At 68.2% G+C, this 23,507-nt stretch carries 27 protein-coding genes; 7 read left to right on the top strand and 20 right to left on the bottom strand.

Translation table 11 applies throughout. The features are described from left to right. Positions 1-16: 16 nt before the first annotated feature. Positions 17-682: a Uma2 family endonuclease gene (locus tag ACH4YP_RS12270; RefSeq protein WP_361060813.1), complete on the top strand. Its 666-nt coding sequence runs from the start codon at positions 17-19 to the stop codon at positions 680-682. 5 nt (positions 683-687) lie between these two features. On the opposite strand, the gene ACH4YP_RS12275 is transcribed toward ACH4YP_RS12270, so the two are convergent. The 3 genes from ACH4YP_RS12275 to ACH4YP_RS12285 all read right to left on the bottom strand — a co-directional run bounded on the left by ACH4YP_RS12275 (position 688) and on the right by ACH4YP_RS12285 (position 2,054). Then, complete coding sequence (locus ACH4YP_RS12275; RefSeq protein WP_055618386.1) at positions 688-942, bottom strand: hypothetical protein; 255 nt, start codon at positions 940-942, stop codon at positions 688-690. 205 nt (positions 943-1,147) lie between these two features. After that, positions 1,148-1,432 (bottom strand): hypothetical protein, encoded by a 285-nt coding sequence (locus ACH4YP_RS12280; protein WP_361060811.1) that lies wholly within the window; start codon positions 1,430-1,432, stop codon positions 1,148-1,150. A 43-nt stretch (positions 1,433-1,475) separates the two neighbouring features. Beyond that, on the bottom strand, positions 1,476-2,054 hold the full coding sequence (locus ACH4YP_RS12285) for a hypothetical protein (RefSeq protein ID WP_361060810.1): 579 nt from the start codon (positions 2,052-2,054) through the stop codon (positions 1,476-1,478). A 29-nt stretch (positions 2,055-2,083) separates the two neighbouring features. Here ACH4YP_RS12285 and ACH4YP_RS12290 point away from each other — a divergent pair, with 29 nt between their 5' ends. Both ACH4YP_RS12290 and ACH4YP_RS12295 read left to right on the top strand, forming a co-directional pair. Further along, the gene (locus ACH4YP_RS12290) at positions 2,084-2,668 is read left to right on the top strand and encodes a hypothetical protein (protein WP_361060808.1); all 585 of its coding nucleotides are present in this window, start codon (positions 2,084-2,086) and stop codon (positions 2,666-2,668) included. Positions 2,669-2,747: 79 nt separating this feature from the next. After that, positions 2,748-2,936, top strand: coding sequence for a hypothetical protein (locus tag ACH4YP_RS12295; protein ID WP_361060806.1), 189 nt, complete (start codon positions 2,748-2,750; stop codon positions 2,934-2,936). Positions 2,937-3,383: 447 nt separating this feature from the next. Here ACH4YP_RS12295 and ACH4YP_RS12300 read toward each other — a convergent pair whose 3' ends face one another. From ACH4YP_RS12300 to ACH4YP_RS12320, 5 genes are all read right to left on the bottom strand, one after another. Beyond that, entirely contained in the window at positions 3,384-3,674 is a 291-nt protein-coding gene (locus ACH4YP_RS12300) for a hypothetical protein (protein ID WP_398490480.1), read from the bottom strand. 158 nt (positions 3,675-3,832) lie between these two features. Beyond that, the gene (locus ACH4YP_RS12305) at positions 3,833-4,429 is read right to left on the bottom strand and encodes a phage tail protein (RefSeq protein WP_398490481.1); all 597 of its coding nucleotides are present in this window, start codon (positions 4,427-4,429) and stop codon (positions 3,833-3,835) included. 70 nt (positions 4,430-4,499) lie between these two features. Further along, positions 4,500-4,901, bottom strand: a complete 402-nt coding sequence (locus tag ACH4YP_RS12310; protein ID WP_361060800.1) for a hypothetical protein — start codon at positions 4,899-4,901, stop codon at positions 4,500-4,502. Positions 4,902-5,202: 301 nt separating this feature from the next. After that, positions 5,203-5,415: a helix-turn-helix domain-containing protein gene (locus ACH4YP_RS12315; RefSeq protein ID WP_361060798.1), complete on the bottom strand. Its 213-nt coding sequence runs from the start codon at positions 5,413-5,415 to the stop codon at positions 5,203-5,205. Beyond that, positions 5,412-5,924, bottom strand: coding sequence for a hypothetical protein (locus tag ACH4YP_RS12320; RefSeq protein WP_361060796.1), 513 nt, complete (start codon positions 5,922-5,924; stop codon positions 5,412-5,414). The genes ACH4YP_RS12315 and ACH4YP_RS12320 overlap by 4 nt, the downstream gene beginning before the upstream one ends. Before the next feature lie 373 nt (positions 5,925-6,297). Here ACH4YP_RS12320 and ACH4YP_RS12325 point away from each other — a divergent pair, with 373 nt between their 5' ends. After that, entirely contained in the window at positions 6,298-6,747 is a 450-nt protein-coding gene (locus ACH4YP_RS12325; protein ID WP_361060794.1) for a helix-turn-helix transcriptional regulator, read from the top strand. Between the two features lie 71 nt (positions 6,748-6,818). Continuing rightward, complete coding sequence (locus ACH4YP_RS12330) at positions 6,819-7,208, top strand: hypothetical protein (protein WP_398490482.1); 390 nt, start codon at positions 6,819-6,821, stop codon at positions 7,206-7,208. A 219-nt stretch (positions 7,209-7,427) separates the two neighbouring features. On the opposite strand, the gene ACH4YP_RS12335 is transcribed toward ACH4YP_RS12330, so the two are convergent. Further along, entirely contained in the window at positions 7,428-7,940 is a 513-nt protein-coding gene (locus tag ACH4YP_RS12335) for a hypothetical protein (RefSeq protein WP_398490483.1), read from the bottom strand. A 417-nt stretch (positions 7,941-8,357) separates the two neighbouring features. On the opposite strand from ACH4YP_RS12335, the gene ACH4YP_RS12340 reads away from it, so the two are divergent. Further along, positions 8,358-9,422 (top strand): substrate-binding domain-containing protein, encoded by a 1,065-nt coding sequence (locus ACH4YP_RS12340; RefSeq protein WP_361060855.1) that lies wholly within the window; start codon positions 8,358-8,360, stop codon positions 9,420-9,422. 96 nt (positions 9,423-9,518) lie between these two features. Here the strand turns inward: ACH4YP_RS12340 and ACH4YP_RS12345 are convergent, their stop codons facing one another. From ACH4YP_RS12345 to ACH4YP_RS12385, 9 genes are all read right to left on the bottom strand, one after another. Further along, positions 9,519-10,361: a transglutaminase family protein gene (locus ACH4YP_RS12345; RefSeq protein WP_361060853.1), complete on the bottom strand. Its 843-nt coding sequence runs from the start codon at positions 10,359-10,361 to the stop codon at positions 9,519-9,521. A gap of 44 nt (positions 10,362-10,405) precedes the next feature. Further along, complete coding sequence (locus tag ACH4YP_RS12350) at positions 10,406-11,338, bottom strand: alpha-E domain-containing protein (protein ID WP_361060788.1); 933 nt, start codon at positions 11,336-11,338, stop codon at positions 10,406-10,408. Between the two features lie 80 nt (positions 11,339-11,418). Continuing rightward, positions 11,419-12,963, bottom strand: a complete 1,545-nt coding sequence (locus ACH4YP_RS12355; protein WP_361060786.1) for a circularly permuted type 2 ATP-grasp protein — start codon at positions 12,961-12,963, stop codon at positions 11,419-11,421. 224 nt (positions 12,964-13,187) lie between these two features. Continuing rightward, positions 13,188-13,451: a Scr1 family TA system antitoxin-like transcriptional regulator gene (locus ACH4YP_RS12360; protein ID WP_398490553.1), complete on the bottom strand. Its 264-nt coding sequence runs from the start codon at positions 13,449-13,451 to the stop codon at positions 13,188-13,190. Then, positions 13,429-13,635 carry a Scr1 family TA system antitoxin-like transcriptional regulator gene (locus ACH4YP_RS12365; RefSeq protein WP_398490484.1) on the bottom strand — a complete coding sequence of 69 codons (207 nt, stop codon included), beginning with the start codon at positions 13,633-13,635 and terminating at the stop codon, positions 13,429-13,431. The genes ACH4YP_RS12360 and ACH4YP_RS12365 overlap by 23 nt, the downstream gene beginning before the upstream one ends. 31 nt (positions 13,636-13,666) lie before the next feature. Further along, positions 13,667-14,098, bottom strand: a complete 432-nt coding sequence (locus tag ACH4YP_RS12370; protein WP_361060784.1) for a hypothetical protein — start codon at positions 14,096-14,098, stop codon at positions 13,667-13,669. A 1-nt stretch (position 14,099) separates the two neighbouring features. Next, the gene (locus ACH4YP_RS12375; protein ID WP_361060782.1) at positions 14,100-18,092 is read right to left on the bottom strand and encodes an SGNH/GDSL hydrolase family protein; all 3,993 of its coding nucleotides are present in this window, start codon (positions 18,090-18,092) and stop codon (positions 14,100-14,102) included. Positions 18,093-18,440: 348 nt separating this feature from the next. Further along, entirely contained in the window at positions 18,441-19,127 is a 687-nt protein-coding gene (locus ACH4YP_RS12380; protein ID WP_361060780.1) for a hypothetical protein, read from the bottom strand. A 247-nt stretch (positions 19,128-19,374) separates the two neighbouring features. Further along, positions 19,375-19,752: a hypothetical protein gene (locus ACH4YP_RS12385; RefSeq protein ID WP_398490485.1), complete on the bottom strand. Its 378-nt coding sequence runs from the start codon at positions 19,750-19,752 to the stop codon at positions 19,375-19,377. A 778-nt stretch (positions 19,753-20,530) separates the two neighbouring features. Between ACH4YP_RS12385 and ACH4YP_RS12390 the strand changes: the two genes are divergently transcribed. Then, on the top strand, positions 20,531-21,574 hold the full coding sequence (locus ACH4YP_RS12390; protein WP_361060776.1) for a helix-turn-helix transcriptional regulator: 1,044 nt from the start codon (positions 20,531-20,533) through the stop codon (positions 21,572-21,574). Here ACH4YP_RS12390 and ACH4YP_RS12395 read toward each other — a convergent pair. Beyond that, on the bottom strand, positions 21,528-22,514 hold the full coding sequence (locus tag ACH4YP_RS12395; protein WP_361060774.1) for a helix-turn-helix transcriptional regulator: 987 nt from the start codon (positions 22,512-22,514) through the stop codon (positions 21,528-21,530). The two genes, ACH4YP_RS12390 and ACH4YP_RS12395, sit on opposite strands and share 47 nt — an antisense overlap. Beyond that, positions 22,511-23,506, bottom strand: a complete 996-nt coding sequence (locus ACH4YP_RS12400) for a LuxR C-terminal-related transcriptional regulator (RefSeq protein ID WP_398490486.1) — start codon at positions 23,504-23,506, stop codon at positions 22,511-22,513. Before ACH4YP_RS12400 ends, ACH4YP_RS12395 begins: the two co-directional genes overlap by 4 nt. Between the last annotated feature and the right edge of the window lies 1 nt (position 23,507).

The raw sequence follows: 23,507 nt of genomic DNA on the forward strand, positions 1-23,507 counted from the left end.
AGGAGGTGACGCCACGATGACCGCTCTTGCACACGAGAGGCCCGAGACCATGACCGAGATCAGGACCGAGCCTCAGCACCTACCCGAGAACGGGCCCGGCCTCGACGAGGTCGTGTGGCAGGCATGGGAGGCCATGGAACTCCCCGAGGGCTACCGCGCTGAGATCATCGAGGGAGCCATCGAGGTGTCGCCCACCGGCCGTTATTCGCACAGCGAGATCATCTTCCAGCTCAAAGAGGCTCTGGGGGAGTTCCTCAGAGGCGGGGATTTCGCTGTCCGGAACGACACGAACATCTTTCACCAGGGCAGTGCGTGGGTCCCCGACCTGTTTGTCACAGCCAGGGATACGGAACGATACGTAACGGATGACGGCCTTGGCCTGGCCTCTGGTGCGGTCCGTCTGGTCGTCGAAGTGGTATCTCCCGGAAAGCACAATCAGGACCGCGACCGAGTGAAGAAGCGCCGGGAGTACGCCCGGGCGGAAATTCCGGTGTACGTGATCATCGACGACTACGACAACAAGGGCACCGTCACCGTCCTCACTGAGCCTCAGCCCGAGAAGGCCGACTGGGTCGGCGTCCACCGGGTCCCCTACGGCACCGAGGTCACCATCCCCGAAGGTCCCGCCAAGGGGTTCGTCGTCACGGAGGCGATCACGGGACCTGCGCGGGCCAAGAAGTAGAGCGCCTATCGGCCCAGGGTCTGCCAGACCGTCAGCGCCAGGGCCAGGCACGACGTGGCCGCCGCAAGAGACGGCAGGGGCCAGCGGGTGCGTTCCAGGGCCTCGATGCGGGTCTCGTGTTCGTCGAGGGTCTTGTCGGTCTGGTCGGCACGTTGGAGGAGAAGGGCGAGGTCGCCCCGGGTGGTGGCGAACCCGACGTCGACCGAGCGACGCAGCCGCTCCAGCTCCAGAACGACCTCCTCCGTCTCAGTCGCTGTCATCCCGCACCTCCCGGCGATCGTCCGTATCCGTATCCGTATCCCTATCGGCGTCGGTATCGGTCATCGTGCTGCTCCTCGTGCTCCTCGTGCTCTTCGGTGTTGCCCGGTCTCTTCGGTGTTGCTCGGTGCTTGTCGGCGCGCGTCGCTCGTCAGTCCCTCGGCGCGCGCAGTCTGTCCCAGATGGTGCGACCTGCGATGACGTCCTCTAGTTCACGGGGGTGACGGTCAGGAACCGGAAGGCGAACGTGGCCGTTCCCGCGGTGCACTTGTAGGCGGGGACCGCCGTGTACGCGCTGTTCGGGGTGAGGCCGCCGACCAGGTACTGGGTACTCGCCGAGACCTGGCCCGTGCCGGTGGAGATGGCCGAACGGCGCTCGTCGGCGGCCAGTACGACCGTCGAACCCGAACCGGCCTTGACGTTCGCCGACATGAGGCACGTACCGGTGGTGCCGCTGCTGTTGATGCGCGCGCCCACCGACACCAGCAACAAGACTCATGGATTTCTCGCAGTTCTTGTCGTCGGAAGCCGGCGGTCATCCGCCGATGATGGTCGCGAGTGTGCGGACCGCACCCGAAAGGCCGCTCAGTGTCGGCGACACGGAGAGGGACTCCGCCCTGAGGCGACGGATCGCGAGCCGCTCACTTTCGAGACGCTCTCTCGATTCCCGCGCCTCTCCCCGCAGACCGTCGATCCTGCGATGCGCCCGCGCTGTCTCCCTTTTGGTGGCGGGGAGCTCGGTGTTCAGACGAATGATGACGGGATGGATACGGCGTACGTACTGCTCGTATTCGTTCCTGAGATTTTTGATTTGCCCATCGAGGCCGTCAGGGTCCTTCCTGTCCAGCTTCAACCGTGCGTTTTCGAGCTGCTGTCGCAGGTCGAACTCGAAGTTGGCCAGTTTCACCCCACTGGTGACCAGATTGGCCTCGGCCGATACCAGCCCCGCCGAGAGTGAGGCTCCGGTCACCGACGCCGAGGCGCCGGTGGCCGATGCGGCGGCGCCCACCGACTCCGCCTTCGCGCCGCCCCGCTCAACCTTCGTCGTGAACGTCTGAAAACTCGCTTCGAGCTGTGTCACTCGTTGTTCGAGTGCCTTAGGCTGATCGACCATGTTGTCTCCTGGAGGGGGTCGATGGGTTCGTGGTGAGTAGCGGCGATGACGGTTCGGAGTTCGCGGGTCGTGGCGAACATGTGCTTGACGTCCCGGACAACCTGCCCGGTCGGCGCGTGATCCTGGAGGCGTGGACCGGATTACTCTCCCGCGGTTATCAGATGTACGGAGTGCGGGAGAACGGTCATCAGCGGAAAGAGGAATTCCTCGGGAGGTCAGGGCTGGGGCGAGGGCGGGCCCACTGTCTGTTTACCGCGGGGATATATTCCGGTATCCGCTTCGACGGAGGGGTGCGCAGTCCGGGGCGCTGGAATATCCGATTCCTCTCCCTGGATTCCCTGCCCGAACTGGCCGCGGAGAATACGGCGGAAGCTTCGCGGTTCTTCTCCGTCAGCACACCTGGTGTCGAACTCTCCGTCCAATTCGGATCGGCCGGCGGCGTCCTTGCCCTTTACAGCGCCGAGGGCAAGGAACGACAGGTGCTGACAAAATACGATGGACGTTTCGAGGATGTCGTCACCGTTCCCCGCACCGGGCTTCTCGCGGTCGAGGGTGTCGGTCTCTCGTGGGGGATGATGACGGCCTGGTCGCTGAAGATACGGAAAACCGCGTAGAGGTGCCGCCCCGGGTCTCGAAGCCCGAGTCTTGATAGGATCTGCCCGTGAATTTACGGAAGCTGAATGGGTCGCGAGCATGCCGCGGAAGTTCGGCGACCGTCAGTTTTCCGTGGGAGAAGCCGTATCCATTGATTACGACCCCGGATATCCTGCTTTCTTCTACCCCGCAGGAGAGTACCCCCTGGTCCGGCTGTGGCCGATCGTCCTTTTCGCGGCCGTGGCGGGGTTCGCCACCACGGGCTTCGGCATCGCGGCTCTCATGTGATGCCGAGGGGTGTGGGCGCACACCTCCGACCGTCGGTCCGGAGGACCGGGTGTCAGAGGAAGAAGCGCATGAGTTCTTCCGCCGTCGGTGTCGCCGTTCGTTTCTCGGAGCCGGCGGGTTCGGCGGGTTCACTTCCCGGCCGGGGTACCGGCTGTGGATATTCCAGCGGTTCGCTGTCCTCGTCCCGGTTGACCGTCGCGAACATCCAGCTCGCCTCGGCGAGTTGGTCGACGACGGTGGCGAGCAGGTGGTCGGTGACCGACCAGTCCGCCGACTCGCCGTGCAGTTCGCGGGCCGTCGCGCTGTCCCGCGGAAGGTGCTGGAGCAGTACCGAAAGCCGCCGCGACGACAGCTGCCCCCGGTGCCAGTCCAGCAGGTCGACCCCGTAGTGGCGGAGCAGGTCCGCCTCCAGGGCCTCGGCGTGCTCTTCTACGAGCTCGCCGAGGCTCAGTCTTCCCCCAGGCCCAGCCCCGTCTCCTTGCCGTAGGCCTCCAGGACGGCGGCGATGTCCTGCATGGTGACGTCGTGCCGCTCGAAGCGGGTGAACTGCTTCTCGCCCAGCAGGAGTCGGAGCAGCCCGTCCACGTCGTTGTCGTCGAGGTCGCGGAGTGTGCGGGCCGTGGTGCGGGTCAGCTCGGTCGGCAGCTCGAAGCTGTCGTCGTCGAGTTCGAAGGTCCAGGCCCGGCCGAGCGCCTCCAGGCGCTGCGCGCGGGCCGCGTTGACGTTGAATCCGGCCATGGGTGAACTCCCTTGCGGGCAGAGGTGTATGAGGGGGAGGGGAACGGATGGCGTACGGAGAGGGGCCGGGGCGGCGGGTGGGGGAGCCCGCCGCCCCGGGTGACGAGCCCGAACAGGGCTGTCACAGAAGGCGGATCAGAGGGTGGACGGGCGGTCCGTCACAGAGCCGCGTACGCCTTGTCCTTCATGATCCACTTGGCCAGTTCACGCTTGGCGGTCTCCGCCTCCAGCGCGGTGAAGGTGACCCCGAGCTTCACGGAACCGGTCCGCGTGAAGCCCATCTCCTCGGTCTCGGTGACCTGCCCGCGCGGGAGGACGAAGCGGTACACGGCGTCCGTGCCGTCCGTGAACTCGATGCCGAGGGCCCGCTCGTCCTTGGCGGGCGTACTCGGGATCAGGAACTCGTACGTGTCCACCACCGCGGTACCGCCCACCGAGGTCTGGGTGATGTCGGTGGCCGGGATGCCCATGAAGAAGGAGAGCGTGCTCTTGTTCATCTGGAGCAGCTGGAACTTCACGGTCAGGTCGCGGTCGGAGTAGATGAATCGGCCCGGGCTCGCCGACTGCCAGGTGTCGACCGGGTCGATCTTGTCCTTCTTGTTGAGCTTGATGCCGTCGACGGAGGTGTATCCCAGCTCGACCCAGCCGGTCGGCCAGACGTCGTCGGACTTGGCCGGCGCGGTGGTCCCGGCGGGGGCCACCAGGACCCGGCCGGGACCGGCGACACGGATTTCCTTGCCGTTGTTCGTTGCCATGCGAACGCCTCTTTCAGTCAAGGGACCTGAGCGGTCCTGCGGTGAAGGGCGGTGCGGTGGGGCGCGGGGCTCAGCCGAGCCGCAGCAGCAGCCGGATCGTGGAGCGGTAGCGGTTCGCCGCCGACCGCGTGTAGTCGGGGAGCCAGCGGGGCCCGTCGGCCTCGGAGACATCGACGACGGCCGCGGAGCCGTACACCGTGTCGGCCAGTTCCAGGACGCAGGCACGGGCGGACAGCGCCACGGTGTGTGCCGTGGGCTTGTCCGGGCCGTACGCCTCCAGGTCGAGCAGCGGCTGGTCGAGATGCTGGTCGTCGACCCAGGCGCCGCCCATGTGGGAGACGAGGACCACCTTCTGGGTGCCGTCGAACCCGGCCGGCGGGCGGCTGTCGACGATGACACCGGTCAGCTCGGCCCGGTTCTTGAGGAAGTCGACGACCAGCTGCTCGGCGTCGGGGAAGGTCAGGATGGCCACATGGACGCTCCCTTCGGGAGACGGGTTTCCGGGGATCTCCGGGCGGCCTGGCCCGGGAGTTTCCGGGCAACACGAAGCGGCAGGTCCGCCGCCCTTCCTTCGGGCGCAGCTCTGCCGCTGCACCCACTGTGACACCGGTCGGGGAAACATGCAACTGGCTTATGCCGGACGGCTATTCGGGCCGTACGCATGAGGGGTCCCGCCGCGTGGTGCGGCGGGACCCCTCGCGCGTACGGCGGGATCGGCGGGATGAGTGCGATCAGTGAGGTCGGCGGGATCGGCGGTGGTGGTGCCGGGCGGATCAGTGGTCGTGGTGCCGGGTGAGGTGTGTCGTCCGCTCGGCCGCGAAGACGTCCTCCAAGCGGAAGAGACGGCGGCGGCCGTGTGTGCCCGCGGGCCGCAGATGGCCGCGCTGTACCCACTTGCGGATGGTCGCGGCGGTGACGCCGGCCTCGTCGGCGGCCAACTCGGCGGTGATCAAAGGGGTGTTGACGGCGTTCGTGGTTCCGGTCATGAGTGCTCGGCCTCCAGTACCCGGCCGCACACGGGATTGACGCATCTGATCTCGGCCCGCTCGGGTAACGCCCGCAGTGAGACGCAGTCGCAGACGGGGCAGCGGCCGGGCAGCCGTACGAGCTGCTCCGGGTCGCCGAGCGCGCGGGCGCAGCGTGCGGCCATCCGCCGGGTCTCGTCCTCGACGTGCGGGGCGAGCAGCGGGTCGGCGGCGATGCGGTCCAGCAGTCCGGCGATACGGCGCAGCCGTACCGGCACGGAGGCCGGGGGCACCGGCCGCAGGCCGAGTCGTTCACGTACGGCCTCCTCCAGTTCGACGACTCCGTCGGTGATGTCCCGTACGGCGTCGGAGACGTAGAGGCGGACCGGGGCGGTCGTACCGCCGACGGGTCCGTTGTCCCGACGCTCACGCAGGCCTCCGTGGGCCACCGGGGCCAACTCGTCGACGAGGTCCGGGAAGCGGCGGACGAGCGAGGCGATCCAGACGGCTCCACCGTGGTCTTCGCTCATCGGGTGACCTCGCACGGCCGACGGACCGGGCGCCGACGCTGATCGCAGGCGCGCGATGCCGGTTCGAGCGCGGGAGAACGCCAGGTCGAGGGTGTGGTCGTGGTGGCGGCTCCGGGTGGTTGGTCGGGCACGTGCAGCCCCTCCCCATCTATGGGAACATATGTTCGACAGTTGCGAACGAGCGGACAGAGTCGCATGTTGCGAGCGCGTACGCAAGTGATTACGTTCCGTGGAGGTGGATGTGACGGTGGGCTCTCAACTACCCCTGAGCTGCGGGAAGTTGCCGAATCTCCACAGTTACGCGCGGGCGCGCACACATGTTGGTGCGTGTGCGATCGGTACGCTGCCTCGGCGACGAGGGGAGAGCGGACTCATGGCTTCGAGCTCACGGGCCGGTGCCCGCGCCGACCACAACTTCCGGGCCGCCGGCCTCGACGACTTCGCCGGCTGGATCGAGGGACTGCTGCGCGCCCGGGGCTACGACATCGACAGCCCGCGCGGGGGCGGCCGTTCGAAGCTCGCGGACGACGCCGGGGTGCACCGGGCCGCCGTGAGCCGGCTGCTCCAGCGGCAGTCGATGCCCGACCTGGAGACGATGCGGCGTATCGCGGCCGTACTCGGCGTGCCGCTGCGGGAGATGCTCATCCGCTCGGGCCGGCTCACAGAGGACGACCTGCCGGTGTCGGACGACGGACGCCCCGCGGGCGGTGGGGACCGCCCCTGGCTGAGCGTCGAGGAGGCCGCTCTGCGCATGGGTGTCCCGCCCGAACTGCGGGAGCTGTTCGCCAAGGTGGCCCAGCAGTTCCTGCCGGAGGGCGGCTGACGGCGGAGGGGCCGGGGCCGGAGTACTCGGGCCATTGGCCTGTGGGGACGGGGGCCTTGAGGGAGTGCGGCATGGGAAATCCAGGAGGCGGCCCGGACGACGAGGCGGAACGCGTCTCCCGCCTGGTGGGCGAACTGCTCATCGGGCTCGGCGAGAAGGTCCGGTCGGCGGGACCGGACTCCGTCCGCGTCCTCACCGAGGAAGAACTCCAACGGCATCAGCTGAACTGGTTCCGCGCGGGCTGGGAGGAACATGCGCGGGCGACGGGCGGGGAGGGGGACCCGGGGGGATCGGCGCGTGGGGAGGGGCCGGCGCCTTGGGAGGGCGAGGCCCGGTCCGGCTCCGACGTCTCGGGGCGTCCCGACGTCTCCGGGTATCCCGACTCCGAGCACTTTCCGGTCCCGCCCTCGGCCCGTCTCCTCCGTTTCCCGGAACGCCCACCGGATGGCGAGGGTGGGTGATCCGTGTTTTTCGCCCCCGCCGCCCCTACCCTCCCCCACTCTCGGCTTCTCCCCCAGCCTCCGGCCGGGAGGTGCCCCCAGAGCGGGGGGACCCCCATCGTCCCTTACTCAGGGGCTCCGCCCCCGAACCCCCGCTCCTCAAACGCCCGAGGGGCTGAATACTGCGCAGTTCCCCGCGCCCCTGACGGGGCACGCCCCTCCCTACCGTGAACCCCCTTGTCAGGGAGCCGGGTTGGCGGGGGCCGGGCGGCACACCGACGGCTCGTCGAAGATCTCGGCGAGGTCGCAGGCCAGATCGTCGTCCCAGTCGGCGGCGTCGGCGCCGGTCCAGTCCTCCACCGCGGTGACGCCCTGCTCCTTCTTCTCCGACGGCGCCACCTGCGCGACCTGTGCCGCCTGCGCCAGCTGTTCCACGGGCGGCTTCGGCGGGGCCTGGAGCCAGCTGTCGAGGTCGCGCTCCGTGTAGCTCTCGACGCAGGCGACGATCGCCTCGCGGAGAGTGCCGGTATCGGTGAGCCCGGCGAGCGCGGGCCAGGCGGCGGCACACGGGTCCGGGGCGGGCTCGGGTACGGGCAGGGGAGCGGCGGATGCCACGGCACCGGCGCCGACCGCCATGCCCCCCGAGTCGGTCGTGGCCATCGCGGCCACCGCGGCCGTCGCGGGCGTACCGGCCGTCACGGCCAGGCAGCCTGCCGCCAGAAGAGGTATGAGGCATCGGGAGAGCGTGCGCATGGGGACTCCAGAGTGAGTGGGACACGAGCGGGACGAGCTGCCTGGTTCCGGCGACTGCTCCCGGCACCTCCTCCCAGCAACTTCCGAGAGCCGCGCCACCGCAATCCGTACGCGGCCGAACAGGTGCCCGTACTGACCCGGACGTGGTGTTCTGGCCGCTTCCACCCAGGTCCGCCCCACTCTCGACCCCCTCGTACGGCCGGCCCGTGGACCCCTGCCCGACGGATTTCCCCCACATCACCCCGGTCTCTCCACAGGTTTCCGTTGCGATCTCGTTAGCAGTTACTCCTTGACGGGCCGGGAACCCCCACGTTGGCTTTTGTCACCTGGGCCCGCACGGTTGCGCCCTCGTCCGGAAGGCACCCGAAAGTGAACAGCGCCATACGTCGTACCGCCGTAGCCGTCTCGGCTTCCACGATGACCCTCATGCTCGCCGCGTGCGGAGCACTGGACGGGAGCAGTGACGGCGGCGACGCGAGCCCGACCAAGGGCGACGACATCACGGTGGGGCTGCTGCTGCCGGAGAAGTCGAACTCGCGCTACGAGAAGTTCGACTACCCGATCATCAAGGAGAAGGTCTCCGCGCTGACCGACGGCAAGGGGAAGGTCGTCTACGAGAACGCCGACCAGGACGCCGCCGAGCAGAACAAGCAGCTCGCGCGGATGGTGGACGACAAGGTCGACGTACTCCTCGTGGACGCGGTGGACTCCAAGGCCATCGCCGCCGGGGTGGAGCGGGCCAAGGAGGCGGGGATTCCCGTCATCGCGTACGACAGGCTGGCCGAGGGGCCGATCGACGCGTACGTCTCGTTCGACAACGAGGCGGTCGGGCAGGTGCAGGGCCGGGCCCTCGCCGACGAGCTCGACGGCGGCAAGACGCAGAAGATCGTCATGATGAACGGCGCGGTGACGGACCCGAACGCCGCCCAGTTCAAGGAGGGCGCCCTCGGTGAACTCAAGGGCAAGGTGACGATCGCCAAGTCGTACGACACCAAGGATTGGAAGCCGGCCAACGCGCGGGCCAACATGATGGCCGCGATCTCCTCCCTCGGCGCCGACAACATCGCCGGGGTGTACTCCGCCAACGACGGCATGGCCGGCGGCATCATCTCCGCGCTGAAGGCGGCCGGGGTCACCGAACTGCCGCCGATCACCGGCCAGGACGCGGAGCTGGACGCGGTGCAGCGCGTCGTCATCGGCGACCAGTTCATGAGCGTCTACAAGCCGTACCCGCAGGAGGCCGAGACCGCCGCCGAGATGGCCGTGGCCGTCGTCCGCGGCTTCGGCATCGAGTTCGACTCGCTGACCCCCGACAAGGCCACCAGCCCCACGAAGAAGAACATCCCGGCCAACCTCCTGCCGGTCTCCGCCCTGACCAAGGACACCGTCAAGTCGACGGTCATCCAGGACGGCATCTACACGGCCGACCAGATCTGCACAGCCAGGTACAAGGCGGCCTGCGACTCCCTCGGCATCAAGTAACTTCGTCAGGCGCATGGTCGACGCGCGTAACCGGGACGACCCGGGACCTTTCCCGCAGCTACGGGAAGACGCCCTGGACCCACGGGAACCGGGAGTTCACGCCACCCTGGTGAACTCCACCGTCACCTCCGGCGGGCCCCCGGCCACCCCTCGGTAGATGCCCTTGTGCGGGGTCACGTCGTCGTAGTCGCGGCCTCGGCCGACCACGACGTGGGACTCGTTGGCGCGGGTGCGGTTGGTGGGGTCGTGGCCGGTCCAGTCGCCGGCCCAGTACTCGATCCAGGCGTGGCTCTGGCCGGCGACGGGGCGGTGCAGTTCCGCGTCCCGTTCGGGGTGCAGGTAGCCGGACACGTAGCGGGTCGGCAGGCCCAGGGCCCGCAGCAGCCCGGCCGTCAGGTGGGCGATGTCCTGGCAGACGCCCGCACCCTGGTCCCAGGCCTCGGCGGGGCTGGTGTTCACGCCGGTGGAGCCCGGGATGTACGAGACCCGGTCGGCGACCAGGTCCGAGACCGCGACCGCCGTCTCGTGCGGGTCCAGGCCCGCGGCCGCCGCGCGGGCCCGCTCGACCAGTTCCTCCGGGACGGCCGTACGGGAGGTCTGGACGGAGTGTTCCAGCAGGCGGGAGTTGGCCACCCGCTCGGCCACCTCCGCCCAGGCCGGGGCCGACGGCAGGTCGGCCGGCGGTGACGTCTCCACCAGGCTCACCGCCGTGATCGTCAGATCCTCGTGCGGCTCCATCAGGTCGAAGCCGGTGACCTGGGTGCCCCAGTAGTCCCAGTAGGACCAGGTCGGCGTGGACGGGTTGACCAGGACGCGGGCGTCCAGCGTCGTCTGGCCCGGCAGCGTCAGCGGGGTCATGCGGACCTCGTTGTGGGAGCGGACCGCGGCCTGCGCGTACGAGACGCGGGTGATGTGCCGGATGCGGAGCCGACGGGTCATCGCCGCGCTCGTGTTGGAGTTCGTACTCGCGTTCGCGTTCATGCTCACGCTCCTTCCTGGGCCCACTCGACGGGCCCCTGGTACGGGAAGAACCTCTCCGCGACCGCCTCGGCGGAGGCCATGCAGGACGTCTGCAACTCCCGCAGCAGGGAGGGGAGTACGTCCTCCAGGGCTGTCGAGTCCAGGTATTCGAGGCGGGTGCGCATCCTGCCGATCGGGCGCCGCGCCGGGTCCTGGCGCGGGCGGCCGAGCGCCGCCAGGCACTCCTCCGCCGTGGTCAGCGCGTGCAGCACCGAACGCGGGAACTCCCGGTCCATGATGAGGAATTCGGCCACCCGGGCGGTGTCCCCGAAACCGCCGTACACCCGTGCGTACGCCTCGTCCGCCCCGCTCGCGCTGAGCAGCGTCGGCCAGTCGGGGGCGTGCGCCGCGTCCAACACCCGTACGGACAGCAGCCGTACGGTCATGTCCACCCGCTCCAGGCTCCTGCCGAGCACCACGAAACGCCAGCTGTCGTCCCGGCTCATCGTCGAGTCGGCGAGCCCGAAGAAGAGCGCGGCCCGCCGGCGGACCAGGTCCAGATAGGCGTACGGGCCGGTGCGGCGGGCCGCCAGCCGCTGGTCGGCGAGGGCGTGCCAGGTGGAGTTGAGGCACTCCCACATCTCGGAGGACACCGCCTCGCGGGCGCTGCGGGCGTTCAGCCGGGCGGCGCCCAGCGCACCCTCGATGGAGCAGGTCGAACGGGCGTCGAAGGCCAGCTGGTCCAGGACCTGTTGCATGTCGACGGCGTCGGTGCCCGCGTCGACGCCGAGGATCGCGTACAGCGAACGGCAGGCCATGTCCTCGTCCCGCCAGGGGTCTTCGAGGAGCCGGTGCAGATACGCGTCGAGGATGCGGCCGGTGGCGTCGGCCCGTTCGACATAGCGGCCCGTCCAGGTCAGCGCCTCGGCGATGCGGGAGAGGATCACGTCGTTCACGGCCGTACCTCCTGCTCCTTGGGCGGCTTCAGCCGCTCGTCCGGCTTGAGCTGCTTGTGCGGACACTTCATACGTGCTCGTCACTGCTGCTGCGCCCCTTCCTGAGGGACGAGGCGGTCGCCGTCGGGGCCGAGCTGCCGCGGGGCGACCTCGGGCAGGGGTCCGGTCGGCTCCGCCACCGGACCCTCCGCCGGGCCCTCCGCGAGCACCCAGGTGTCCTTGGAGCCGCCGCCCTGGCTGGAGTTGACGATGAGGTTGCCCTCCTGGAGCGCGACCCGGGTGAGCCCGCCGGGCAGCACCCACACATCGCTGCCGTCGTTCACGGCGAACGGCCGGAGATCGATGTGCCGCGGCGCCATCCGCTCGCCCGCGAGGGTGGGGGAGGTGGACAGGGCCACCGGCCGCTGGGCGATCCACCCGCGAGGATCGGCGACGACCTCTTTGCGTACGCGATCGAGCGTCTGCCGGTCCGCGTGCGGTCCGATGACGATGCCCTGCCCGCCGGCCCCGTCGACGGGCTTCACGACGAGCTGGTCGAGCTGGTCGAGGACTGCTTCCAACTGCCCAGGTTCATCGGGGCGAAACGATTCGACATTGGGGAGGACCGGTTCCTCGGACAGGTAGTACCGGATGAGATCGGGAACGTACGTGTAGAGGAGCTTGTCGTCCGCGATGCCGTTGCCCACCGCGTTCGAGAGTGTGACGTTCCCGGCCTGGGCGGCGTTCATGATGCCGGGGCAGCCGATCACCGAGTCGGGCCGGAAGTGCAGCGGATCGAGGAAGTCGTCGTCGAGCCGCCGGTATACGACATGGACGGGCATCTCGCCGCGCGTGGTCCGCATCCACACCCGGTTCCCGCGGCAGACCAGATCGTGCCCCTCCACCAGCTGCACGCCCATCAGCCGTGCCAGCAGGGCGTGTTCGAAGTAGGCGGCGTTGCTGGGGCCCGGGGTGAGCACGACGACGCGCGGGTCGCCGACCCCGTCGGGCGCCGCCGCGCGCAGTGCCGCGAGCAGCCGCTGCCCGTACCCGTCGACCGGCAGCACATGCTGCTCGGCGAAGAGCGAGGGGAAGATCCGGGTCATCGCCCGCCGGTTCTCGATGACGTACGAGACCCCGGACGGCACCCGGACGTTGTCCTCCAGGACCCGGAAGTCGCCCGCCTCGTCCCGTACGAGATCGATGCCGGCGACGTGGACGCGTACCCCTCCCGGAGGCTCCACGCCGTGCGCGGCCCGGTGGAAGTGGGGCGAGTTGAGGAGGAGCCGCCAGGGCACGACCCCGTCCTCGAAGGCCCGGCACGGCCCGTACGCGTCGGCGAGGTAGGCCTCCAGAGCCCTGACCCGTTGAGAGACCCCGCGCTGGATGAGATCCCATTCCAGCGCGTCCAGCACGCGCGGCACGAGGTCCAGCGGCCAGGGCCGCTCCTCCCCCGCGAACGCGTACGTCACGCCGCGGTCCGTGAACGACCGGGCCATCTGATCGGCCCTGAACCGAAGTTCGGCCGGTTCCATCGGTTGAAGCGCCGCCAGCACCGGCTCATAGGCGGCCCTGACCTCACCCGGCCGCTCAAACATCTCGTCCCACGCGTCGGCCAACGCGTATGCGTCAAATATGTCCGCCATGGCCTGACGTTAAGTGCGGTACGTAACGTGCCGATCACTCGACGATTTCCGGCAGCTCACGTGGCGTGTCACGGTCACGCGGGGGTGGGCGGGGCTGCCTTGAGACGGTGGAGGAGCGCGGCGAGTCCCGGCGGTGCGCTGGTGAGTACGGTGCGGGGGCGACGTATATGCAGTTCACCTGATCCTCGCTGAACGATGACTTCTGCCAGGTGGGTTCGGGCATGTCAGGCTTCCTGAAGGCTGAAGAGCACGTGCTGGAGCAGTCCCAGGGAATCGCGGGACTCATGCGTGGACGCGGACACTCCTGGGTCCAAAGGCGGGAGGGACGCGGCACGCAGTCGGTCGAAGCGCGTTCGATACTTCAGGATCGCGTCCTCCTCGTGAATGAAGAGCGCAGCCGCGGGGTTGTCCACGAGGACAGTGTCCGGCGCCGAGCCGTGGGACTCGATGAGCGGAAGCGGGGTGCTACAGGCGGACAGGGCGCTCAGCGGTGAACGGCAGCACCTGGACGGTCACATGGTGGAGTTCCGCCGTGTGGATCAGGTGCAGGAGCTGCCTGCGCATGACCGTCATTCCACCGAACCGCATGTGTAGAGCGGCTTCGTGGATCACCGGCCGCCCGATCTGGCTGGAGCGAAGCGGCAGGGTGGCTCTGCTCGTTCCGCGACGCACGTCAGGCGCTCACGGTCCAGAGCGCATTTGCTCACGAGGCGCCTGGTTCGCGGAGGTTGGCAGGACAGTGGGCAAGCCGTACGCGACCAACAAGTGTCCGGTCGGTGAGGGGCTGAGAGAGCGTGAACCGGTAGCAGGTCGCGGCTTCACCACTCGTGGTGTAGGCAACCGTGATCTGGGTGGCTGAGGCGTCGCGTGTTCTGCCCCAGTCAGCTTCTCCGGCCGCGTGAGCGATCTCTTTGTCCGTGAGAGCGCCGTCTCGTACGGCCTCTTGGAGTTGGTACTGGGTAAGCCCGGCTTTCTTGGCGAGGACTTCGTCGTCCGGCGGTGCCGGACGGTCGAAGAATCCCTGCACGGCGAGGGGCACCAGGATCGCGGCCGCGGCAAGCAGCAAGGCGATGACGAGCAGGGCTACGCACCCGGCCGTGATCGGCCGGGTGCGGTTGCCGGATTCCAGGGTCACCTCATGATCCTTTGTAACCGATCTCGCTCAGCCGCCGGCTCATCACCGCGGCGTATCCAGTGGTGCCGGCATTTTTGGGATGGAAGGACTCTCGGCTGATGCAGGTGTCGCCTGCTACCCCCCACAGGCAGGATGACGGGACGGCGGCCGGATCACCCTTGTGGAAGTCGCCATCGCCGTTGGGGCCGATGACGATCTTGTTGATCCATTCCGGGTCGTCACAGCCGCTGTGCCCGACGAAGGCGTTGACCGGGTCAGCGTAGTCAACCTTGACCTTGGAAGCACCGGTTCGCAGAGCGTCGGTCATGGTCTTCTGCTCGCCGTCGGCGTAGTTGACCAGTTCGGCCAGGGCCTGGACCTCGGTCATGTCGTAGAACCAGGAGCCGGTGCACTTGACGGTTCGGCTGAGCAACTCCGGGTAGCCCATCAGGACGATCTGAGCGTTCGGCGCCGTGAACGCGATGTCCTCCAAGACGTCTTTGAGGTCGGGGATCATCCGGTCGACAATCGTCTTGTACTTGGAGAGGAAGCCGGAGTCGTTGGCGCAGTTCCCCAGACCTCCGCACTCCTGCATGGCACGGGCGAAGCCGCCTTCGTCATTGCCGCCCAGGGACAGCATGACCAGGGTGGTGTCAGCGCTGAGCACGCCGGAGTCGATCTGTGTGACCTCGTGGAACTGGCCCTCGAGGTGACGTTGAGGACTGTTGCCCGACGGTACGTAGGCGACATTCTTCGTCATGGCGCCCGAGCAGGCGACGAAGCCGAGTTCGGCTTGTGTCCCCCGGCTGTCGGCGATCGTTCCGAGCGACTCGGTGGTGCCGGGCAGAACCAGCTTTCGGGCCCAGGCGTTGTTGCTCCGGCGGCAGCCATTCCATTGCGCGGTGCCGTGGTCCTTGTTGCTCTCGGGGGAGTAGGCGCCCGCTCCCTCTCCGGCGGTGTAGGAGTCGCCGAGCACAGCCACGACGTGCTTGGGCTTGGCGCCGATCGGCTGGAACGCGACAGCGTCCCAAGCGACGTCCTCGTCACCGGTCCCGTCGAGAGTCTGGCTGGTCAGCTCCACGCGGGGCTTGCCGTTGACCTTGTAGACGCCCAGGGACACCCAGGAGTTGGCTTTGTGTTTCTGGCCGATGGTGCGGTGCCGGGAGACCTGGCCGCTGCCGGTGTCGATGTCGTACCTGGCCTGCTGGGTGTGGGCGCCGTGGTCGGGGACGTGGACCATGATGCGCACCCATTCGTTCAGGTCGCGTTCGAGGGTCCAGGTGCCGGTTGTCTTGAGCCGGGTGCCGTCGGTGCTGGCGGCTTGGCGGGTGTGGGTGAACCAGAAGTGGTCGCCGTATCCGGCGCCGATCTGATGCAAATCGATCTTTCCGGGGTAGGTGCCATTCGAGTTCGTAAAATTGAACTCGAATTTTCCGGCGGAGGTTGAGGCCCCGCAGGTGTGTCCTGGCTGGCCGGCTGGTGTGGTGCCTTGCTTGATGTCGTCGACGACGAGGGTGCCGGCGGGCAGGCCGGACGAACAGCGGGGCGGGTAGGAGGAGTTCTCGTTGGGCTGCTCCGGGTAGTCGGCGTTGTTGAAGCGGTGGACGGGGTTTCCGCACTGGGCGGTGGAGCTGCAGTCCTTCCACTTCACGTCGTCGTGCCACCAGCACTTGAGATACAGCGGGTCGGACTCGTTCGGGTCCCCGGGCAGTGTGCACGGGCCCTGCCCCGTCTGGTTCGACGTCCCTTCGTGGATCTTGTCGTTGTCGCAGTCGTTCGCCTCGGTGCAGAACAGGGCGATCGGAGGCTTGGCCGTCGTGCGGTCCTGGTTGCTGTTCCACCATGCGGCCCGGTATCCCGCCTGCATGTCGCCCGGTTTGAACATCGCGGAGATCGGCCGGGCGGCCCACCCGATGACCTTCTCCTGGTAGGGCCAGTCCTGGGGGTGCGCGGCGTGCGAGTAGTCGTCACCGCCGGTCGAGTTCTCCAGGAAGGGGGTGCGGTTCTCCTTCCACAGCGGGTTGGCGGGGTTGTTCGTCCAGCCCACGCCCCACTTGCCGCCGTTGTTGCCCGCTTCGGACTGGGGGTAGAAACCGGAGTTGTAGGCCCACAGGGCGAAGAACCAGTTCTCGATGTACTTCGGCTTGCCGTCGTTGACGGTCATGCCGGCCTTGCGGGTCTGGTTCCACTTCGAGGCGAGGATGTCCGCGCCGTAGGCGATGTTCGCCGTGTAGTCGAGTGCCGCTCCCTCCTTCTGCGCGCCTGTCAGGTTGGTGTCGGCCTTGCGCATGCCGTCGGTGACCTGGGTGATGCCGTAACCGCAGTCGGCCTTGGCCCAGTTGATGCCCCACGGGTCGCCCTGGTTGCCGTCGGCGGCGTACTTGATCCCGTAGTAGTTGCCGATCAGCGGGTTGCCGGTCACGCCCGGCACCACGGTCCGTGTGGCCTGCCACATGTTGGATTCCTGGGCGGTGATCCCGAGCATGATCTGGGACGGGATGTGCCACTCGTCCGGGCGGTCGGGGACCCCGTTCGGATCGCCCTCCAGCGTGCGCAGTGGGAACAGGACCTGCGGCGAGTAGCCGCTCATGCCGGTGCCGTTCCAGTTCGAGGGCCGGGTGACCCAGGTGTCCAGGCTGTCGATGACCGCCTGGTTCACGGCCCACTCGACCTGCCGGGGGGTCGGCTGCAGGGCCTGCTTGGCGACGCTGCCGCGCGGTACGGCACAGGTGCGTTCGTCCTCGACGGGGTCGCTCGGCGAGGCCGCTGCCGCGCTCCGCTGCGCTTTCGGCGTGCCGGCCCCGGCCGTGAGGGCGGGCGAGGTGTTCTTGCCCTGCGGTATCCGGGCGTCGGACACCGGCTTGTCTCCCGGGGACGCCGTGAGCTTCGCGGTGCGGCCGGTGGCAAGCGTGAGGATGCTTGTTGACACGGGGCGGACCGACAACGCGTCCGCGCCCTGTGGGGGCTTCTTGGTGTCCTGCCAGCGGGAGACGATGACCGCCTGGCCGCGGGTGCTGGCGGTCGCGTCCTTCGCGACACCGGGGTTCTTGACCGCGCCGGGCAGCGTACGGGACGTCTTCGCCTTGCCGGTGATGAACACGGTGCCCGCGGCCGAGGAGGTCAGGTCCACGTCCGTGAACCGGCCCGTGGCCAGTGTCGAAGTCCGCCCGGCGTGCACGCGTTTGACGGTGCCGCGGTCGTTGGCCGTGTGGTCGAGGAACACCAGGCCGCCGTCGCGGTCGGTGCGGAGCTGGAAGGGCACTCCGGACGTCGTGGCCAGCGGGGTGCGCTGCCCGCGCGCGCCGATTGCCACCACCCGGTAGCCGTCGGCGGCGGCGATGCCGTCCCGGTACGGGACCGCGGACGTCACCTGGCCCTTCAGCTTGAGCGGCTTGCCGGCCTTGCCCGCCTCGGCGTCGATGGTGACCAGCCGGGTCGCGTTCTCCTTGGCCGTGTCGTCGGCGAACTGTGACACCACGGCGTCCTCGCCGCGGCCGCAGCCGGGCGAGAAGTACGCGAGCGACGACTGCACCGCAAGTTTGGTCACCTTGCCGCTGGTCAGATCGACGACAGCGGTGAAGGCTCCCCTGGTCATCAGCTCGGGCTTGTTGGTGAAGGTGCGGGGCGCGTAGACGACGACGGCGTGTTTGCCGGAGGCAGTGACGCAGGCGTTGCCGATCCACGCGTCCGTCTCGAGCCCGGGCTCGGACAGGGACGCCGCGGTCTTCCACTGGTATCCGTCGTCCTTGTCGGCGGTGAGGAGGTGAAAGCCCTGAGCGTCGGAGCTGGTCGTCCACGCGCGGTCCGCTGACGCGCGCCAGTCCTTGCCGAGCAGCCTGGACCGTTGTTCCGCGGGGACCGCGGCAGGGTCCGGTGCTGCGGTCGCCGCCTTCTCCGTTTGCTGCTTCGCCGGTTGGGGATCAGGTTCGTCGGCTACGGCGACGGTCTGTATGAGGCCGGTGAGGACCGCGGTGGCCGCGAGGCCCGCAACTCCTGAGCGGACAGGTCTGAGCACTCTCAACGGGAGAACACCCCTTCGAGTCGATGGATTCGGGCAGCGCGCAGGAGACCGCCGCAGCTCCGTACAGGGGGAGTCGGTGCTGCGGCGGTCGGCTGGAGGGCGGTGCGCGTCAGGCGCCGGTGGCACCGTGGTCCGTGCGCAGGTTCCTGGCTCTGTTCGTCTGCAGGCGGGCAGGCCGGCTGCCGTGGGCTGTCACGGCGCCTCTCTCCGCATGCGGGAGGCAGGGTTCGCTTCGGCGATGGCGGCGTTGCCTGTGCATGGTGAGGTCCCGGCGTTCACGGAAGTCCTGCGGACTCCGGTTCGCCTGCTCCTGGCTGAGGTACAGCAGCCGCACGCCGGCCGTCACTGCCGTGCGGCGTATGCCTTCGCTTGGGCGACTGCGGCCTGGGTGCCGTCCTGGATCTTGTCCAGAGCGGCTTGGTTCTTCTTGATGGCAGCCTCCTGGAGAACAACCTCCGCGTCGAACCAGGTCTTTTCGACGTTGTGTTCGTCCCGGCAGGCGACGTCCGCAGTTGCGGTGGCGACCTCGGCGGCCGAGATGTCGGACGGGTCGGAGAACTGAGGATCGTCGTTGGCATCCATGGGCTTCGTGTACGAGTAGCCCTTGTCCTCCATGCATGACGACCACTTGGTGAAGGACGCGGCCACGGCCGGGTCTTCCATGGCGGCGCGGTAGGTGTCACCGTCGATCTGCGCCACAAGGTCGGCCGTTTGCACGGTCGGGACGTCGCCGCTCGCCTGCTGGGCGCACTGGCGCACCTGGCCATCGTCAGCCCCGGACTCGTCCACCGCGCCCTCAGCCATGGCCGCGTCGTACGCCTCCTGCTCCGCAGGGGCAGGGTGGTACCCGTTCTTGGCTGCCAGTGCGGCGTCGTGGATGCCGTAGCGCCAGTCGGTCAGGGTCTTGCCGCCGATGCTGGGCAGATCAGGGGCAGGACTCCACTGAGCGAATCCCGCGTCCTCCATACAGGCATCGATGAGATCGTCCCGGAGCCCGGCGACCATCCGGGTCTGGGCCGTGGTGGGCATGTACGCCGCAATGGGAAGCTGCCACGTCGCCGGGTTGTCCGGGTCCGCTGCAGGCGCATTCGGAGCCTGAGGCTGCCTGGCCGCGGGCGCCGGCACGGTGCCGTCTTTCCGGGCGGCCGGGTCAGAGGATGAACCGATCACTGCGACGGCGCACACGGCCCCGGCCGCAAGGAGCGGAATTCCCACCCGCACTGCCGCTCTCCTGGAAGTCACTGATTTCCCCCTCGCTTGGATGAATCCTGCTTCTCTAAACCCACCGGAACGAGGCGTTCTCGTTGTAGACGTACCGGAAACGGTCGATGTGCTGGTACGGGGCCATCTTGTCCCGGACACCCTTGTACCCGCTGTTGAAACAGACTTCCGCCGTGTACTTGTAGTGGTCGTTCTCACCCGAGGCGGCATTGTTCTTGACCCGCAGCCCGGAACCGGGCCAATAGCCGCTGGCGCCGGCAATGGTGCAGAAGCGGAGCGGCTGGGAGCTGGGGTCGTCTCCGCCCACACGCAGAGCGCCGAAGTCGTACACGCTGTACCCGACGTTTCTGTACGCACCTCCCTGGCCCGAGTTGTAGTAGAGGTGCAATTTGAACCCTGAAACCGAGGGGCGCTTGCACACCTCCATGCTCATCAGATTCTCCTCATCCGAAGCCTGCGCACTCGGTGCGGCGGCGACGGACATGACGAGTAGCGTGGCAGCGCCGACCAGTACGCCAAATTTCTTTTGCATCTCTCTCCTACTCGTTCTTGCGCGTTTATGCCAACCGCGAATGATCACGCAAGATGTTCACTCTCCTGCGTGATCAACTATTCCTGTCCAGCGGGAGAGACCGTCCACCTACCAGCTGGAATTTCGGCTCTCGTTTTCACTGCACGGTGTGGATTTCGCTCGGGTACGGCAGGCCCTTCATCGAGGTGAACCTTGTGCCCTGTTTCAATGTGGTCCCGGCCCGGCAGGAAACGTTCTCCCGTGGGGGTTTCGGCGACGGGCCGAGTCGTATTCCCGTGAGCATCAACGATCGCATCGGCGCCTGCGAGAACACCACCCTCATCTTGTTGCGTCAGGAGGGGGTGCATAAGTTACTTACCTTAAAAATAAGGTCATTCAGTTCACAACGGGCTGTCTGGTAGCGCGTGGAGTTGCAACCGGAAGAGCAGCTCGGTCCGGATGTATTCGTGGCCATCTCGCGGCTGTCGAGAGTGCAGCTGACTGGTGCAGGGCCAAGGGCCTGCTGGGCAGGTATGCCGCTCCAGCCATCAGCTTGTTGCAACGAGCCATGCTGGGGTGGGGACAAAGGCATATCAACTGTGGCGATAGGGGGTACGGGTGCGTCGAAGCCTTGTTGCGGAGGCGGTGGCAGCCGCGCATAGTTGCGCTCCGGAAGAGGCTTGAACCGGGGGTTGAGGAGATGGCCGGGCACGGGAAGGAAGCGCATCCGCACGGTGCTGACCGCCTGTGCGAGGCGGGGGACCGGGTGTACTCCCGGGCGGTACGACGCGGCCGGGTGTCCCGCGACGACGCCGAGACCGTGCCCTGCCTGGTCGAGCTGGCGCTGCTGCATCCCGACCCCGACGACATGGGCTGGCTGGTGCCGACCTCGCCGCAGGAGGTCATGACACGCCTGCTGCGGGAGATGCACGAGCACGTCGTCGCGACGCAGTCGCGCATGGGCTCGGCGGTGTCCGCCTTCGAGTGGTACGCGACCCTCGGCGGCAACGTCCATTCGCGCACCGAGGGCGTGGCGATCCGGGTGCTCGACGGACTGCCCCGGATCCGGGCCGCGATGGACGGGGCGACCGAGGCATGCACGACCGAGGTACTTGCCGTCCAGCCGGGCGGAATCCGCCGCGAGGACGAACTCTCCGAGGGCCTGCCCCGGGCGATGGCGCTGCGCCGCCGGGGCGTGCGCATGCGCGACCTGTACACACACGTGGCCCGGCACGGGCAGGGCCTGCTCAACTACATGGAGTTGATGGGCGACGCGGCCGAGGCCCGCACCCTCGACGAGGTCACCGAGCGGCTCATCATCTTCGACCGCACGGTCGCCTTCATCCCGGCGAGCGCCGACCGCACGATCGCGCTGGAGTTGCGTCACCCGGCGCTGGTGGACTACCTGGTCACCGTCTTCGAACGGCTCTGGCGCCTGGCGATCCCCCTCACCGCGCCCCTCCCGGACACGGGCATCGAGGGCATCACGCACCGGGAGCGTTCGATCGCGGCCCTGCTCGCGGAGGGCCACCAGGACGCGGTGGTCGCGGAGCGGCTGGGCATCAGCGTCCGTACGTGCCGCGCCCACATAGCCCGCCTCTCGGAAACCCTGGGCGCCGCCAGCCGCACCCAACTGGGCGTGCGCATAGCCCAGGCCGGCCTCGACGGCCCGCCCCGCGACCCGGAACTCCAGCCCCTCACGGCTCCCGGTCCCGGGATTCCAGAATCCCCGACCGACCGATGAGGTAGCCGAGTTGGGCGCGGCTCTCGCTGCCGAGGGTGGCGGCGAGCTTGGCGATGTGGACGCGGGCGGTGCGGATGTTCAGCCCGAGCCGGTCCGCGATGGCCGCGTCGGTGTGGCCTTCGATGAGGAGTGCGGCGATGGCGTGCTGGCGGGGGGTGACGCCGTTGAGGGACGGGCGGTGTACGGCTTCGGGGTACATGGGGGTGGCGAGGCGCCAGAGCCGGTCGAAGGTCGTCACGAGGTAGGCGACCAGCGCGGGATGGCGGACTTCCAGGGCGAGGGTGCCGTCCTTGTTGGCGGGGATGAAGGCGACCTCACGGTCGACGGCGATGAGGCGGTCGGTGACCTCGTCGAGAGACCGGGCCTGCGTATCCCCTCTGAGCCGTTCGTAGCGGGAGAGGATGAGGGGCAGATGGCGTGTGGTGTGCTGATACAGGGTGCGTATACGGCAGCCCCGGTCGAGCAGGGCCTGGTCGCGAGCCATGGCGACGGCCTGAGCCACCTCGCCGCGCCGGTCGCTGTAGTGGGTGTTGGGCTGGATGCAGAGCACTTCCCGCGTCGCGGTGTCCACGGCCTCGGTGATGGCCCGGTTGATCTGCTCCGTACCGCTGTGGACCCTGATCGGGGCGTCCGCACCTGAGGTGTGACGGCCGTCGAGGCGCATCAGTGGTTCGAACGCTTCGGCCAGTCGCTCCTCGCGCCGTCGTTCGTCGGCGATGCGGTCCTCGGCGTTGCGCAGCAGCCGGTGGAGAGCGACTGCCGGTGCGACGGGGACCAGTTGATTCGGGTCCTTGACGGACGGCTGCAGCAACCCGATCTCGACGAGGCAGGGGGCTTCGTCCGCATCGCGTACGTGCCCTTCTCGAAGAGCACGCTCGTACGCTGCCGCGCCTGCCTCGCAGAGCTCCTCCGCCCCGTGGTTCCGGTGCTCCGTGGTCACTCCACGGCTCCCTTGTGTTTCAGGATCCCCGACTCGGCGATGAGGTAGCCGAGTTGGGCGCGGCTCTCGCTGCCGAGGGTGGCGGCGAGTTTGGCGATGTGGACGCGGGCGGTGCGGATGTTGAGGCCGAGGCGGTCGGCGATGGCCGCGTCGGTGTGGCCCTCGATGAGAAGCGCGGCGATGGCGTGCTGGCGGGGGGTGATGCCGTTGAGGGATGGGCGGTGTGCCGCTTCGGGGTACATGGGGGTGGCGAGGCGCCAGAGGCGGTCGAAGGTGGTGACGAAGAAGGTGAGCAGGGCCGGAGTGCGGACTTCCAGTGCGGCCGTACGGTCCTTGCTTGCCGCGACGAACGCCACAGCGCGGTCGATGACGAGTAGCCGCTCGGTCACTTCGTCGAGGGTGCGAGCTTCCACATCGCCCCGGAGCAGTTCGTAGCGGGCGATCACCGGAGGCGTATGGCGGACGGGGTGCTGGTAGAGGGTGCGGATACGGGCGCCCCGGTCAAGCAGTGCCTGGTCGCGTTCCAGGGAGGCGCCCAGGGTTTTGGAGGCCAGGCCGTTGTGCGGCTGGATTGCGAGGAGCTCATCGCTCGCTTTGGCCAGGGCTTCCGTGATGGCCAGGTCGATCTGTCCTTTGCCATGGAGACCCCTGATCGTGGGAGTGTCTGTCACTGCTGTATGGCTGCCCTCGATACGCAACAGTGGTTCGAAGGCCTCGGCCAGCCGAGCCTCCCGCCGCCGTTCCTCCGCGATCCGCTCGTCGAACGCCCGAAGGAGCCGGGGCAGAACGACGGTCGGCGCCGTGGGCACCAGACGCTTCTCGTCGTCCATGTCGGGGTGCAACAGTCCTAGATCCAGCAAGCATGGTGCAGTCTCGCCATCGTCCCTGCGCACACTGCCCTTGCGCAGGGCACGGGCGTACAGGCCCATGCCTGCTTCGCACAGATCCTCGTCTCCGTGCGCGTGGAGGCCATGGCTCTCTCTGGCGGACATG

Source organism: Streptomyces sp. NPDC020747 (genome assembly GCF_044334695.1).
Lineage (GTDB): Bacteria > Actinomycetota > Actinomycetes > Streptomycetales > Streptomycetaceae > Streptomyces.